This window comes from Massilia agrisoli (genome assembly GCF_020831365.1).
Classification (GTDB): domain Bacteria; phylum Pseudomonadota; class Gammaproteobacteria; order Burkholderiales; family Burkholderiaceae_D; genus Telluria_A; species Telluria_A agrisoli.
The window spans coordinates 137,959-152,398 of sequence record NZ_JAJHPV010000010.1 but is presented as its reverse complement, the minus strand read 5'-3'; the positions used below and the strand labels follow the sequence as shown (position 1 = coordinate 152,398).

Annotated in this window: 14 protein-coding genes; 11 read left to right on the top strand and 3 right to left on the bottom strand. The window is 63.9% G+C overall.

Features of this window, described 5'->3' with window-relative positions:
• Positions 1-80: 80 nt before the first annotated feature.
• The gene (gene metK, locus LMJ30_RS07190; RefSeq protein WP_229431656.1) at positions 81-1,244 is read right to left on the bottom strand and encodes a methionine adenosyltransferase; all 1,164 of its coding nucleotides are present in this window, start codon (positions 1,242-1,244) and stop codon (positions 81-83) included.
• Positions 1,245-1,432: 188 nt separating this feature from the next.
• Between metK and LMJ30_RS07185 the strand changes: the two genes are divergently transcribed.
• The 3 genes from LMJ30_RS07185 to dapF are packed head-to-tail and all read left to right on the top strand — an operon-like array spanning position 1,433 to position 4,038.
• Positions 1,433-2,284, top strand: coding sequence for a lysophospholipid acyltransferase family protein (locus tag LMJ30_RS07185; protein ID WP_229431655.1), 852 nt, complete (start codon positions 1,433-1,435; stop codon positions 2,282-2,284).
• Positions 2,281-3,156, top strand: a complete 876-nt coding sequence (locus LMJ30_RS07180) for a lysophospholipid acyltransferase family protein (protein WP_229431654.1) — start codon at positions 2,281-2,283, stop codon at positions 3,154-3,156. The genes LMJ30_RS07185 and LMJ30_RS07180 overlap by 4 nt, the downstream gene beginning before the upstream one ends.
• A gap of 18 nt (positions 3,157-3,174) precedes the next feature.
• Positions 3,175-4,038 carry a diaminopimelate epimerase gene (gene dapF, locus LMJ30_RS07175; protein WP_229431653.1) on the top strand — a complete coding sequence of 288 codons (864 nt, stop codon included), beginning with the start codon at positions 3,175-3,177 and terminating at the stop codon, positions 4,036-4,038.
• Between the two features lie 12 nt (positions 4,039-4,050).
• On the opposite strand, the gene LMJ30_RS07170 is transcribed toward dapF, so the two are convergent.
• Positions 4,051-5,559, bottom strand: coding sequence for a hypothetical protein (locus LMJ30_RS07170; protein ID WP_229431652.1), 1,509 nt, complete (start codon positions 5,557-5,559; stop codon positions 4,051-4,053).
• Between the two features lie 394 nt (positions 5,560-5,953).
• On the opposite strand from LMJ30_RS07170, the gene LMJ30_RS07165 reads away from it, so the two are divergent.
• The 5 genes from LMJ30_RS07165 (at position 5,954) to LMJ30_RS07145 (ending at position 11,461) form a co-directional block, all read left to right on the top strand.
• Positions 5,954-7,009, top strand: coding sequence for a porin (locus tag LMJ30_RS07165; RefSeq protein WP_229431651.1), 1,056 nt, complete (start codon positions 5,954-5,956; stop codon positions 7,007-7,009).
• A 243-nt stretch (positions 7,010-7,252) separates the two neighbouring features.
• Complete coding sequence (locus tag LMJ30_RS07160; RefSeq protein ID WP_267869579.1) at positions 7,253-8,524, top strand: porin; 1,272 nt, start codon at positions 7,253-7,255, stop codon at positions 8,522-8,524.
• A gap of 121 nt (positions 8,525-8,645) precedes the next feature.
• Positions 8,646-9,308 carry a DUF484 family protein gene (locus tag LMJ30_RS07155; protein WP_229431649.1) on the top strand — a complete coding sequence of 221 codons (663 nt, stop codon included), beginning with the start codon at positions 8,646-8,648 and terminating at the stop codon, positions 9,306-9,308.
• A 4-nt stretch (positions 9,309-9,312) separates the two neighbouring features.
• On the top strand, positions 9,313-10,263 hold the full coding sequence (locus LMJ30_RS07150; RefSeq protein ID WP_229431648.1) for a tyrosine recombinase XerC: 951 nt from the start codon (positions 9,313-9,315) through the stop codon (positions 10,261-10,263).
• Positions 10,264-10,393: 130 nt separating this feature from the next.
• Positions 10,394-11,461 (top strand): CobW family GTP-binding protein, encoded by a 1,068-nt coding sequence (locus tag LMJ30_RS07145; protein WP_229431647.1) that lies wholly within the window; start codon positions 10,394-10,396, stop codon positions 11,459-11,461.
• A 47-nt stretch (positions 11,462-11,508) separates the two neighbouring features.
• Here the strand turns inward: LMJ30_RS07145 and LMJ30_RS07140 are convergent, their stop codons facing one another.
• Positions 11,509-11,805 (bottom strand): hypothetical protein, encoded by a 297-nt coding sequence (locus LMJ30_RS07140; protein WP_229431646.1) that lies wholly within the window; start codon positions 11,803-11,805, stop codon positions 11,509-11,511.
• Between LMJ30_RS07140 and dksA the strand changes: the two genes are divergently transcribed.
• The 3 genes from dksA to hslV all read left to right on the top strand — a co-directional run bounded on the left by dksA (position 11,804) and on the right by hslV (position 14,427).
• Positions 11,804-12,256: an RNA polymerase-binding protein DksA gene (gene dksA, locus LMJ30_RS07135; protein ID WP_229431645.1), complete on the top strand. Its 453-nt coding sequence runs from the start codon at positions 11,804-11,806 to the stop codon at positions 12,254-12,256. The two genes, LMJ30_RS07140 and dksA, sit on opposite strands and share 2 nt — an antisense overlap.
• 136 nt (positions 12,257-12,392) lie before the next feature.
• Entirely contained in the window at positions 12,393-13,715 is a 1,323-nt protein-coding gene (locus LMJ30_RS07130) for an STAS domain-containing protein (protein ID WP_229431644.1), read from the top strand.
• A 175-nt stretch (positions 13,716-13,890) separates the two neighbouring features.
• Positions 13,891-14,427, top strand: a complete 537-nt coding sequence (gene hslV, locus LMJ30_RS07125) for an ATP-dependent protease subunit HslV (RefSeq protein ID WP_229431643.1) — start codon at positions 13,891-13,893, stop codon at positions 14,425-14,427.
• Positions 14,428-14,440 lie beyond the last annotated feature (13 nt).

Below are 14,440 nucleotides of genomic sequence, written 5' to 3'. Positions count from 1 at the left end.
CTGCACTCCATCGCGGTCGACTATCCAAAAAAAACGGGGCTTTCGCCCCGTTTTTATTACGCTGACCGATTTCGTCCAGATCAGAGACCCGCTTCAGCGCGCAGCAGTGCGGCCTTGTCGGTACGCTCCCAGGTGAACTCCGGCTCTTCGCGGCCGAAGTGGCCGTAGGCGGCGCTCTTCTGGTAAATCGGGCGCAGCAGGTCGAGCATCTGGACGATGCCCTTCGGGCGCAGGTCGAAGTGTTCCATCACCAGTGCGGCGATCTTCTCGTCGGAGATCACGCCGGTGCCTTCGGTGTACACGGTGATGTTGATCGGACGCGCCACGCCGATCGCGTAGCTGACCTGCACCTGGCACTGGCGCGCCAGGCCCGCTGCCACCACGTTCTTGGCGACATAGCGCGCAGCGTAGGCTGCCGAACGGTCGACCTTGGACGGGTCCTTGCCCGAGAACGCGCCACCGCCGTGCGGCGCCGCGCCGCCGTAGGTGTCGACGATGATCTTGCGGCCGGTCAGGCCGCAGTCGCCCTGCGGGCCGCCGATGACGAAGCGGCCGGTCGGGTTGACCAGGTAGCGGGTGCCGTTCAGCCATTCGGTCGGCAGCACTTTCTTGATGATTTCCTCGATCACCGCTTCTTCGATCTGCGAGTGCGACACTTCCGGGGCGTGCTGTGTCGACAGAACAACCGTGTCGACCGCGACCGGGCGGCCGTTGACGTAACGCAGCGTGACCTGGGACTTCGCATCCGGACGCAGCCATGGCAGGCGGCCGTCCTTGCGCAGTTGCGACTGGCGCTCGACCAGGCGGTGCGCGTAGTGGATTGCCGCTGGCATCAGTTCCGCGGTTTCGTCGCAGGCGTAGCCGAACATCAGGCCCTGGTCGCCCGCGCCCTGGTCGAGGTCGATACCGGCGCCTTCGTCAACGCCCTGGGCGATGTCCGGCGACTGCTTGTCGTAGGCGACCAGCACGGCGCAACCCTTGTAGTCGATGCCGTATTCGGTGTTGTCGTAGCCGATGCGCTTGATGGTCTCACGCGCAACTTGAATATAATCCACGTTTGCGTGGGTGGTGATCTCACCTGCCAGCACCACGAGACCGGTGTTGCAGAGGGTTTCGGCGGCCACGCGCGCTTTTGGATCCTGCTCGAGGATCGCGTCAAGGATGGCGTCGGAAATCTGGTCCGCGACTTTGTCGGGATGGCCTTCCGAAACGGATTCGGAGGTGAAAAGGTAGTCGTTAGACATGGAGGAAGCTCCTGATACTGTTGAACATGTCGCAGTACCAATTGTTCCTGCGACGCTTTAGCGACATTTATATTCCGCTTCGCAAGTTGTCTATTAACTCGGCGGATCCAGCTTAAAGTGGTATTTTACGCTGCTTGCGATTTTTTGGCTTGAGCAACTAGCCGTTCTTGAACTTCGATCAATATTTCATGCTTGTTTCCCTATTCCGCCTGTTGTCTGCCCTCCCCTTGCCGGTCCTGCATTTCCTTGGGGCAGCTCTGGGTTGGCTTGTTTATTTGTTATCGCCGTCGTATCGCCGCCGCTTGCGCGGCAACCTCGACGCTGCCGGTTTCGGCAGCCACCTGTACCACGCCATTGCCGAGTCCGGCAAAGCCATTGTCGAGCTGCCGTTTGTCTGGTGCGCGAAGCCGGAACGGGTGGCGGCCCACGTCACTGAAGAGAATTATGACTATGTCGCGTCGGTCCTGGACAGTGGCCGCGGCATCGTTTTCCTGACCCCGCACCTGGGCTGTTTTGAAATTACCGCCCAGCAGATCGCGCTGCGCACCAAGCTCACCGTGATGTACCGGCCGCCCAAAAAAGCGGCGCTCAAACCGCTGATCGAAGGCGCCCGCGCGCGCCACAACCTGCATCTCGCGCCGGCCAACATGTCGGGCGTGCGCATCCTGGCCAAGTGCCTGAAACGCGGCGAGCCGATCGGCATCCTGCCCGACCAGGTCCCGCAAGAAGGCGAAGGCGTCTGGGCGCCCTTCTTCGGCCGCACTGCATACACGATGACCCTGCCCGCCAAGCTGGCCAGGATGGGCACCCCGGAAGTGATCCTGACCTACGCCGAGCGTCGCCCCGGCGGCCGCGGTTATATCGTGCGCTTCGTGCCGTTTACCGGCTCGCTGGAAGGCAGCATCGCCGACCAGGCCCGCGCCATCAACCAGGCCATGGAGCAGCTGATCGCGCGCTGCCCTGCGCAGTATTTCTGGAGCTACAACCGCTACAAGCAGCCCGAAGGCATACCGGCGCCGGATGCGCAGGTGGCTGCATGAGGTTGTTGCTGGGTTTGATGTGGCTGCTGCACTGGCTGCCGCTGCCGATTCTCGGACGCATCGGCAAAGCCGTGGGCTCGCTGCTGTTCATGGTGCTGCGCAAGCGCCGCCATATCACCCTGACCAATTTGCGCCTGGCGATGCCGGAACTGTCGGAGCAGCAGCGCGTTGCCCTGGCGCGCCAGCATTTCCAGGCGTATTCGCGCAGCATCTGGGAGCGCGCCATCCTGTGGTGGGCGCCGGAGGCGCGCCTGCGCCGGCTGATCAGGGTCGAGCCGCGGGTTCCGCTCGAACAGATCCAGGCCGGTCCGACCATTTTGCTGTGCCCGCACTTCGTGTGCCTCGACGTGGCCGGCGTGGCGGTGATGCTGGAAACCAGCTTGTGCTCAATTTATGTGCAGCAGAAGAACAAGGCCTTCGACGACGTGCTGCGCGCGGGACGCTCGCGCTTCCGCCCGGTTAAGCTGTTTTCGCGCAAGGAAGGCGTCAAGCCGATCATTCGCGCCATGCGCGACCACCTGCCGTACTTTATGCTGCCGGATATGGATTTTGGCGAAAAGGATTCCGCGTTTGTCGATTTCTTCGGCACCCCGGCGGCCACCCTGACCGCGCCTGGACGCATCGCAGCGAGCACCGGCGCCGCCGTGATTCCCGTGGTGGCGACCTTCCTGCCCGGTTACCAGGGCTGGAAGGTGACCTTCTACCCGGCGTGGGAGAACTATCCCGGCGACGACATGGTGACGGCGGCGCGCCGCATGAACGCGTTTATCGAAGAGCGCGTGCGCGAAGCCCCGGCCGAGTATTTCTGGACCCACAAGCGCTACAAGACCCGGCCGGAAGGCGAAGTGTCGCCGTACGCCCCGGTCGCTTAGCCCTTTATACTGACTCCCATGAAACTCAAATTCACCAAAATGCACGGCGCGGGCAACGACTTCATCGTGATCGATGCGACCGCCGCGCCGATTGAACTCTCTCCCGCCCAGTGGCAGCGGCTGGCCGACCGCCGCTTTGGCATCGGCGCCGACCAGATCCTGGTTGTCCAGCAGCCGGCCACCGAGGGTTGCGATTTCAAATACCGCATCTTCAACAATGACGGCAGCGAAGTGGAACAGTGCGGCAATGGCGCGCGCGCCTTCGTCAAGTTCGTCACCGAAAAAGGCCTGACCAGCAAGAGCAGCATCCGGGTCGAGACCATGAAGGGCATCATTGCGCCGCGCCTGGAAGCCGACGGCAGCATCACGGTGGACATGGGCGCGCCGCGCCTTGACCCCGCCGAGGTGCCGTTCGACGCGGCCGGCCTGGCCGGCTGGGCGGAGGGCGACGATACGACCTGGCCGCTGCCGGTCAAAACCGGCGGCAGCAGCAAGACCGTGTTTATTTCCGTCGTTTCGATGGGCAATCCGCATGCGGTGCAGGTGGTCGACAATGTCGATACCGCGCCGGTCGCGGAAACCGGCCCCTTGATCGAACATCACCCGCGCTTCCCGGCGCGCGTGAATGCAGGTTTCATGCAAGTGGTCGAGCGTCACCACATCCGGCTGCGCGTCCATGAACGCGGCGCCGGCGAAACCCTGGCCTGCGGTACCGGCGCCTGCGCCGCGGTCGTCGCGGGCATCCGCCGCGGGCTGCTCGATTCACCGGTGCGGGTCAGCGCCCGCGGTGGCGAGTTGTCGATCGCATGGGCAGGCCCGGGCCAGCCTGTGTTCCTGTCAGGCCCGGCGGTGACAGTGTTCGAGGGCGAAGTCGAGGTCTAGCGGGGGCGGCGCTCATGCCGCCATCTCGAACGATTCCACGTCAGTGTCCAGGCAGGCTCCCGGCGCCGCCGTTTTCAGGCGGTACAGGCGCTGCCGGTAATTCCCTTCCGGTCCACCCGGCCCGCCATCGATTCCTTCGAATACCTTGATGATCCGGTCGAGCGCTTCGCGTTCGCGCGCCGTTTCCACCATCACCAGCCGGCGTTTGCTGCGACCGTAGCTGCTGCGGATATCGATCACCAGGCAGTGGCCGCGGTCGGCCCGTGCCACATCGAGCAGCAGGGCTTCGGCACGGCTGAGGCCAAACAGCGCAGCCAGCTCCAGCCGCGCCGCCAGCAACGGGTGGCTGCCGGACAAGGCCTGCCGCCCGGGCAGCCGGCCCGGCTCGCGCGGGGCGATCTTGTCCAGCGCTGCTCTTGCTTCGGCGCAGCCTTGCGCCGAAGCCTTTTGCAGCCAGTACACAGCGCGCACATCGTTGCTTTCGTTTTCGCGGCGCGCGCGCCATGCGTTGTTGCCGCATTCAAGCTGGGCGGCGCGGTAACCCATGCCCGCCGCCCGTTCCAGGTAACGCTGGGCCATGCCTACGTTGCGCTGGGAGAACTCGGGCTTGATGTAGATGCGCGACAGGGCGTACCAGGCCTCGGCCAGACCCTGTTCGCCCGCCAGCGCCAGCCAGCGGGTCGCCTTGCGGAAGTTGGCTGAGCCGGAACCCGGCGGCATGCGCCTGCCGTCCAGGCGCATGCGCGCCCACCACAGTCCCATCGCCAGCTGGGCGTCGCGGTCGTTCTCGGCGGCGGCAAGCTCCCAGAACAACCTGATCTCGCCTGCGCCAGCCGCGTACCCGCCGTGCTCGCCATCGAGCAGCTGCGCGCAGCGCGACAGCAGCAGCACGTCGGCTGGGGCCAGCCGCGCGCGCAGGCGGCCGGGTTCGGCGCTCGCGGCCACCAGCGCCCACGCCTGCGGCAAGGCAAGCGTGAGGTAGGCTGGCCAATCGCGCGCCTGCCAGGCGGCGTCGATCAGGGGCAGGCTGGAGGGCGGGGCGGCCACCACCACGGGCCGGCTCGCAGCGGCTGCAAGCGCTGGCTGGGCGCCGCCCCCGACCCGGGCGCGGCGCTGCTGCGACAGCAGTTCGGCGGCGTCGGCAAAGCCGGCGGCGGCCGCCGATTCGAGCGCGCGCAGCGCCTTGGCGCGCACCTCGGGCCTGGGATCGTGGTCGGCCAGCACCAGTTGCGCGAACACCATGCCGGCCCGTACCACGCCAGCGTCGTGCGCGCGCTCATACCAGGGCGCCAGCGGACGCTGGCTCTGGCTGGCCAGTTCGATCGGGATGTGCGCGCCAATCAGCTCGCAGGCCTCGCGGCATTGCTGCTGCGCGGCGCGGTCGAGCCAGTGCAGCGCCGTCGGCAAGCTTTTCGGCAGGCCGGCGCTGCCGAACAGGTAGCGCTTGCCCAACTCAAGCTGGGCCGCCGCGTTGCCGCCGCGCGCACCCCGGATGATTCCCAGTTCTTCGCGATTTGCCATCGGTGACGCTTCAAGATTTGATGGGAGAAACAGTGTCGATATTGCCACCACTGCACTGATCGCGCGGCACTCCTGCCACAGCCGGCGCGAGCAGGCAAGTCTATGTCAGCAAAGTGCCAAAAATAGACAAAACAGCATCTCCTTTGATGTTGCGCAAACCCTCGATTGCATGAAACTTACGCGGTGCTTACAGGGGAAAACCCCTATGACGGCTTGTCATAGTCGCTGCGTTTCAAAAATACAACAGAGCCGCAATTTATTGCCGACAAATTAAAACTAGACCCCATAATTAACTGGAACAACAATATTTACGAAGCAGTGCCGCCTGATCAATGACGATTTTCCGGACACCTGCCCATCTATCCAAGCGCATTACTTTTCTGAGGACAGCTACATGAAAAAATCACTTTTGGCCCTGGCCGTTTTAGGTTCGCTCGCCGGCGTGGCACAAGCTCAATCAGCGGTTCAAATCTACGGCACCGTCGATGCAGGCTTCATCAAGCGCACCGACCAGTCGATGGCAATCGGCAAGCGCGCGAACAATACGCTGGGGTTCAAGGGTACTGAAGAGCTGGGCAATGGCCTGAAAGCACTCTTCCAACTTGAAATTCGTTACGAACCAGACGTCGGCACGATCGAGCAGGGCGGCGGCGGGGTCCAGCGTCCGCTGTTCCAGGGCCAGAGCCGCGTCGGCCTGCAGGGCGGCTTCGGTATGGTCCGCATCGGCCGTGGCCTGACCGCGTTCCAGGAGACCAGCACCCAGTTCGAGCCATTCCACGGCGTTCCTAGCCCAGCCGGCTTCCAGACCGACCTGACCGTCGCCGGCTACACCTCCGACCCGCTCGGCATGGTCGGCAACTCGACCAACCGTTTCTCGAACGCGCTGTTCTACAACTCGCCTGAAGTCGGCGGTTTCCAGATCAACACCACGATCGCCACCAAAGAAGGCAACCAGAGCGCAGCGATCATCGGCCGCGGCACCGCGGCAGCACCGCAGTACGCAGCCGGCGCAGAAGCGTCGACCAACCCGTTCTCGGTGTCGGCAACCTACAAGAATGGTCCGGTGGCGATGATGCTGGCAGCCGAGCGCAACGCAATCGAATCGGAACTGTGGTCGATCGCAGGTTCGGTGATGGCGACCCCGGTCCTGAAACTGATGGCGTCGTACACCGCGCAAGACCAGGAGCACACCCGCCTGGTGAACCCGGAGACCGATTCGTGGGTCGTGGGCGCGAACTACACCATGGGCCCGGGCAAAGTGCTGATCGGTTACGGCCAGAAGACGCCGGACGGCATTGCCAAGACCAAGCAGTTCTCGATCGGCTACGAGTACAGCCTGTCGAAGCGCACTTACCTGTACTTCGATGCATCGAACAAGAAGGCCGGCATCAGCCCGACCGCTACCTCGAGCATCAAGCACTACGCAGTGGGCGTGAACCACGCATTCTGATGAACCCAGCCGGCGGGGCGCGAGCCCTGCCAGCCGGAGACGGGGGCGAAGCCAGGGGAAACCCTGCTTCGCCCTCGGCGCATTTGCGTCGCCTATCAGCCACAAATTCCACTGTGTCTTTTTCGCAACCCGTATAATCCGGCCGAGCTCGCTTTCTGTACAAGAATGTTGAACGATGGCATATTGGATCAAACGAATTTAGTACGCGCGTTCGTTTTACTAAATTATCCTCTTGGAGACGCAATGAAAACAAAATTTATCGCTGGTGTAATCGCTACCTGTTTCGCAGCACCTGTCATGGCACAGTCCAGCATTCAGATCTACGGTGTTGCCGACGCTGGCATCACGAAGACCAAGGGAGAGTCGGCACGTATCTTCAGTGGCGGTGCTGACGGTTCGCGCATCGGCTTCAAAGGTACCGAAGACATCGGCGGTGGATACAAGGCGATCTTCAACCTGGAAGCGCGTGTCGAACTCGACACCGGCACCCAGACCCCGACCCTGATCACCGACAACCCGGGCCTGTATCTGACCAAGGGCATGACCGCGCTGCCACCGGCGCTGCTGGCAGGCATCCGTAACGCCATCCAGCCAAAAGGCGGCCCTGCAGTGAACCCTGAAAAGGCGCTGTTCGACCGTACCGCGATGGTTGGCCTGATCACCCCGGTTGGCGCAGTCCTGCTGGGCCGCATGTACACCCCTGGCTACGAAGTGTTCGCGGCAGCTGACGCGTTCGAAACCGGCACCGCCGGCACCTGGGGCGGCATCACCGGCGGCGCTGCCGGCTTCACCGCGCTGGGCGCGGACATCCGCTCGCAGAAATCGGTCCAGTACCGTATCGCGACCCCGGGCGGCCTGGGCGGTTCGATCATGTACGGCGGCAAGCAGTCCGGTTACCTCGGCCGCTACAACAAGTTCCAGGGCATCGCCGTGACCTACAAGGCCAACGGCTTTGACGTCGGCGTCGGCCACAACCGCGGCTACGACTGGATGGACCGCAAGAGCCTGGTGACCACCACCGTCGGCGGCTCGTTCACCACCGGCGCGTTCAAGTTCTTCGCTGGCTGGCACGACCAGGAAAACAACAACTCGGCCCTGCTGCGCGACTACATCGGCGCATGGGACACCAGCATCGCCCCAACCCTGGCGCCACTGGGTGCACCAACCGCGGCCGCACTGCGTAACGTGTTCGTGACCAACATCACCCGCAACAGCCAGGTCGATGCAACCAGCTACCAGCTGGGCGCGCACTACAAGATGGGCGCCGGCCGCATCATGGCATCGGCAGCACGCCAGAACGACCACACCGCGTCCAACAGCGATGCCACCCTGCTGGCGCTGGGCTACGACCACAACCTGTCGAAGCGCACCGACGTGTACACCGTGGTCGCCAAGATCAAGAACCAGAACGATGGCCAGTACACGCCAGGCGTGTCCGGTTCGCCGGGCGGCTTCACCAAGGTGCCAGGCGACGACAGCCACACCTTCCAGGTTGGCATCCGTCACCGCTTCTGATTTTCAGGCGGCACCACGAAAAAGACGTCTTCGGACGTCTTTTTTTTATTGCCGAAATGTTTTCACTGTCCGGGCGCGGCAGTCGGTTAGAATTGCGTCTCCCCTCGAACACATGACATCAATGACCGCTTTACTGGACTCCGCAGCCGTCGCCGAATTCCTGGCTGACAATCCCCACTTCTTCGAAGAACATACCGGCCTGCTCGCCAAGGTAAAACTGTCGAGCCCGCTGACGGGCAAGACGGTGTCCCTGCAGGAGCGCCAGATGGAAGTGATGCGCGACAAGTACAAAACGCTGGAACTGAGCATGTCCCAGCTGGTCCGCACCGCCCAGGAAAACGCCGCCATCGCCAACCGTTTCCACGGCTGGACCGCGGACTTGCTGCGTGCGCGCAACAACGGCGACCTGCCGCGCGTGCTGGTCGATGGCCTGAAAGAACACTTCGGCGTGCCGCAAGCGACCTTGCGCCTCTGGGACCTGGCTGCCCAGCATCAGGGCAGCTGGTTTGCCGAAGGCGTGTCGGACGACGCCCGCATCTTCGCCAACAGCCTGCTGGCGCCTTACTGCGGCAGCAACCACGATTTTGAAGCGGTGCGCTGGCTGGACGACGCGGCATCGGTGCAATCGACCGTGATCCTGCCGCTGCGCAGCAGCGCGGGCGCCTTTGGCCTCCTGATCATGGGTTCGCCCGACCCGGAACGCTTCACCTCGGTGATGGCGACCGACTTCCTCACCCACATTGGCGACATCGCCAGCGCGGCGCTGGAAGCCCTGCGCGCCTGAACTCATGGACACGGCCGGCAAGCTTGAAGCGGTGGAACAGTACCTGCTCGAACTTGCCACCCAGCGCCAGCTGTCCCCGCACACCATCCTCGCCTACCGGCGCGACCTGGCCGAGCTTGCCGCGCTGACCGGCGCAGCGGGCTGGGACACGGTGGTGCATGCTGACATCCGCCGCCTGGCCTCCAAACTGCATGCGCAAGACCTGAACCCGCGCTCGATCGCGCGCCGGCTGTCGTGCTGGCGCGGTTTCTTCGGCTGGCTGGCGCGCAGCACGCAGCTGGCGGCCAACCCGGTCGACGGCGTGCGCCCGCCCAAGCGCGCGCGCTCCCTGCCCAAGGCGCTGTCGGTGGACGATGCGGTGCACCTTGTTTCGACGCCGTCCCACGCGCACAGCAATCCCGAACCTGCCGACCTGTGCAACCGCGCGATGTTCGAGCTGATGTATTCGAGCGGCCTGCGGGTGTCGGAACTGGCTGGACTGGACGTGGCTTACCGCAAGGCCGATCCCTCGGCGGGCGCTGCCGCGTCGCTCGGCTGGATCGACCTCGACGCGAAGGAAGTGGTGGTGACCGGCAAGGGCGGCAAGATGCGCAAGGTGCCGGCCGGGGGCCACGCGATCGAGGCGCTGGCGGCATGGCTGGCGGTGCGCCCTTCCCCATCGGACGGCAGCGCGGCACTGTTCGTGTCGGTGCGCGGCGCCCGCATCTCGCCGCGCGTGATCCAGACCCGCCTCAAGCAGCACGCGCTGCGCGTGGGCACCACCGTCAACGTCCATCCGCACGTGCTGCGCCACTCGTTCGCCTCGCATGTGCTGCAGTCGTCGGGCGACCTGCGCGCGGTGCAGGAAATGCTCGGCCACGCCAGCATCACGTCGACGCAGGTGTATACAGCGCTCGATTTCCAGCACCTCGCCGCGGCCTACGACAAAGCCCACCCGCGCGCAAAATCCAAGTAACTGGGCAGCCTCGGCATGATCCGCATCAAGCCAAAACGCGGTTTTTGGAAGCAAATCGGGAAATCCGGCATAATCCCTCGCTTACCTGCCGCCCTGGCGGCCGCATTATCATCACGAACGACAAAACAACATGGCATTGATTCCTAGCACCATCCTGACCGGCTTCCTGGGCGCAGGCAAAACCACCCTGCTCAACCGCATCCTGCAAGAGGACCACGGCTTGCGCATTGCCGTCATCGAGAATGAGTTCGGCCAGGAAAACATCGACAACGAGATCCTGGTGCAAGACAGCAGCGAGCAGATCGTCGAGATGAACAACGGCTGCATCTGCTGCACCGTGCGCGGCGACCTGATCGTGGCGCTGACGAAGCTGGCGCAAAAGCGCGACGCAGGCGAAATCCAGTTCGACCGCGTGGTCATTGAAACGACCGGCCTTGCCAACCCGGGCCCGGTGGCCCAGACCTTCTTTGTCGACGAGGAAGTCGGCGCCCACTACCTGCTCGATGCGGTGGTCACCGTGGTCGACGCGCGCCACGCGATGACCCAGCTCGACGAGCACGAGGAAGCCCAGCGCCAGGTGGGCTTCGCCGACAAGATCCTGATTTCCAAGACCGACCTGGTCGACGCCGCCCAGCTGGCCGAGCTGAAGACCCGGCTCAAGCGCATCAACCCGCGCGCGCCGATGAACCAGTCGGACTTCGGACGCGCCCCGCTGGCCGAGGTGCTCGACATCCGCGGCTTCAACCTGAACGACAAGCTCGAACTCGATCCGGGTTTCCTGACCGCGGACGAGGCCAGCGACCACGGCCACCACCACGCGCACGACCACGACGGCGAGCACGAGCATGTACATACGGAAGCCTGCGACCACAGCAACGACCACCACCACAGCCACCACAGCGACGACATCGCCGCCTTCGTGTTCAAGAGTACGCGCCCGTTCGACCCGGCCCGCCTCGATGAATTCCTGGGCAGCCTGGTCAACGTGTTCGGCCCGCGCATGCTGCGCTACAAGGGTGTGCTGCTGATGGAAGGCGCCGACCGCAAGGTGGTGTTCCAGGGCGTGCACCAGATCATGGGCAGCGATATCGGCGGCAAATGGGGTGAAGACGAGGAACGTGGCAGCAAAATGGTCTTTATTGGCAAAAATTTACCAAAAGACGTGTTTATCCGCGGATTGGAACAATGTTTGGTATAAACTATCCCGGTTTCCGATATGCATTGGATGGTTCCTGCGCCTGACGACTAAAGGGGTGGCATCATGAAAAGTAGCGATACGAAACCGGCCATCAAGGCCACCGAAACGGCGCTAGCCGTCCCGGCACCGGCAAGCGGAAAAGCGAAACCGGCGGCCACGGCCAAGCCGGCCTCGCGCGCCACTGCAGCGGGAAGCAAGATCAAAAGTGCAGCAACTGCGAAGGCAGGCAGTAAAGTGACGGGCGGACAGCCGGCCGTCAAGGCAAGCGACCCGGCAGCAGAAGATGCTGTTGGGTTAGCTGATAAAATGAAAACCTCTGTCGTATCGAAGGTAAGTGAAGTCATGACTAAAACAACTAAATCGACCCCAGCCGTGAACACAGAAGCCCGCGTCCTGTCCGAAGAAGAAATCCGGGCAATGGGCGAGAAGGACTACATGAACGCGGACCAGTTGGCGTTTTTCAAGGCACGCTTGCAGCAACTTGAAAAAGACCTGTTGAAGAACGCCGGCGAAACCACCGAGCACCTGCGCGAAACCGTCCTGGTGCCAGACCCGGCCGACCGCGCCACGATCGAAGAAGAACATGCGCTCGAACTGCGCACCCGCGACCGTGAGCGCAAGCTGCTCAAGAAAGTGCAGCAGTCGATTGCCTCGATCGACGCCGGCGAATACGGCTGGTGCGAAGAGACTGGCGAGCCGATCGGCATCCCGCGCCTGATCGCCCGCCCGACCGCCACCCTGTCGCTCGAAGCGCAGCAGCGCCGCGAGCTGAAGCAGAAGCTGTACGGCGACTGATCGCGCCGTTTCCCGCAAAAAAGCATGCGCCTCACGCCGCATGCTTTTTTGCTTTCAGGGCGAGGCGTGGCGATCAAGCGCGCCCGTCCGTGCTACCGTAGTTGACGCAGCGTGAAACGACGTAACAGGACATGACGTGGGTATTTTCTCCAGGTTCAAACGCAAGAACGACGACAGCGACAGCCTTGTGCCGCCGCCAGAGACACGCCTGCGCGTGGGTGAACCCTCGCGCCTGCCGCAAGAGACCGAAGCCGAGCGCGCCCGCCTGCGCGAGATTGCGCGCGCAACAGCCGCCAAGATCGATGCCATCGAGTCGGCCATGGCCAACGATATTTTCAACACGCCGGAACCGGCCTGGGGCAGCGGACCGCGCCGGCCGCTGACCAGCTTCCAGCAAGAACAAGGCCCCGGCACCCTGCCGATGCTCGAGCTGCCCACCACCGAGCTGCTGGGCGACGACGTGCTGCCCGACGCGCCGGTCGAAGCCCAGGCCGCCCCGGTAGTCGAGGAAAGCGCCATCCTGTACGCCAACGGGCAGGCCGTGGCCGCCGAACATATGCTGCGCGACAGCCTGGGGGACGCCGGCCAGCATGACCGCAGCGTGTGGTGGATGCTGTTCGACCTGTACCAGGCCGGCGACCGCCCGCTCGACTTCGACAACCTGGCGATCGACTACGCCAGCCGTTTCGAGACCTCGCCGCCGGCATGGAATCCACTGCTGCCGGCTGCCGCCGCCGCCGGCCAGCCCTACGCCGGCGTCACGCCGACGGAAGTACTGGAAGGCACGCTCGACGCCCATGTCGCGCCGAAGCTGGAGCGCCTGGCCCAGCTGGCTGCGCCCGGCAAGCTCTTGCGGCTTGAACTTGGCCGCATCACGCAACTGGCGCCGGAAGGCTGCGACCTGCTGGCGCGCACGCTCACCGGGCTGCATGCGCGCGGCAGCGAGCTGGTGGTGGCCGGTGCGGCCGAGCTGGCGGCGCTGGCGCGGCAAAGCACGATTATCGGCGAGCGCGAAAGCAGCCCGGCGCCGTGGCTGCTGCTGCTCGCCCTGCTCCAATTGCTGAACCGCGAAAAGGACTTCGAAGAAACCGCGATGGATTACTGCGTCACTTTCGAGGTCTCGCCGCCCTCGTTCGAGGCGCCCGGCAAGGTAGCGACCGCTACCAGCGGGCCGGTCAGTGGCGAACGGTTTATGTTGCCGCCAGTTATTGAAGGCGATACGGCTAACTTGTTTCAAGCGATCGACGGCTACGCGCAGGAGAGCGAGGTGGTGCTGCTCGACTGCTCAAGGCTGGCACGGGTCGAGTATGGCGCCGCCGTGGCGCTGCAGGCGCGCCTGCGGGCGCTCGCGGGCAGCGGCAAGAAGATTGAGATGCGCGATGTGAATCACCTGGTGGCGGCGCTGTTCAAACTGCTTGGCTACGCCGGGGTTGCGCGCCTGTTCCCCCACAAATACTGATCCCGTCGTTCCCGCGAATGCGGGAACCCATAGGAAGCAAGCTCAGCATGGGTTCCCGCCTTCGCGGGAACGACGTATCGAGTGCGGGCGGCAACCGGCCAACCCGTCATCGTCATATCTTGCAATTTGCCCGAGCATCCCCACTTCTTGTGGGCTAGATAACTCAGAGGCTGACATGGAACAATTTCACGGCACCACCATTTTGTGCGTACGGCGCGGCAGGCAAGTGGCCCTCGGCGGCGATGGTCAGGTGACTCTCGGCAACATCATCATGAAGGGCACTGCCCGCAAGGTGCGCAAGCTGTACCAGGGCAAGGTCCTGTGCGGCTTCGCCGGCGGCACCGCCGACGCTTTCACCCTGCTTGACCGCTTCGAAGGCAAGCTCGAAAAACACCAGGGACATTTGCTGCGCGCTTCGGTCGAACTGGCCAAGGACTGGCGCACCGACCGCATCCTGCGCCGCCTGGAGGCGATGCTGCTGGTCGCCGACGCCGAATCGACCCTGGTCATCACCGGCAACGGCGACGTGCTCGAGCCCGAGGACGGCGTGGGCGCGATCGGCTCGGGCGGCAGCTACGCCCAGTCCGCGGCCAAGGCGCTGCAGGAAAACACCGACTTGTCGCCTGCCGAGATCGTGCACAAGTCGCTGACCATCGCCGGCCAGCTGTGCATCTACACTAATTTGAACCACATTGTGGAAACCCTGGACTAAGCATCGTGCCTAA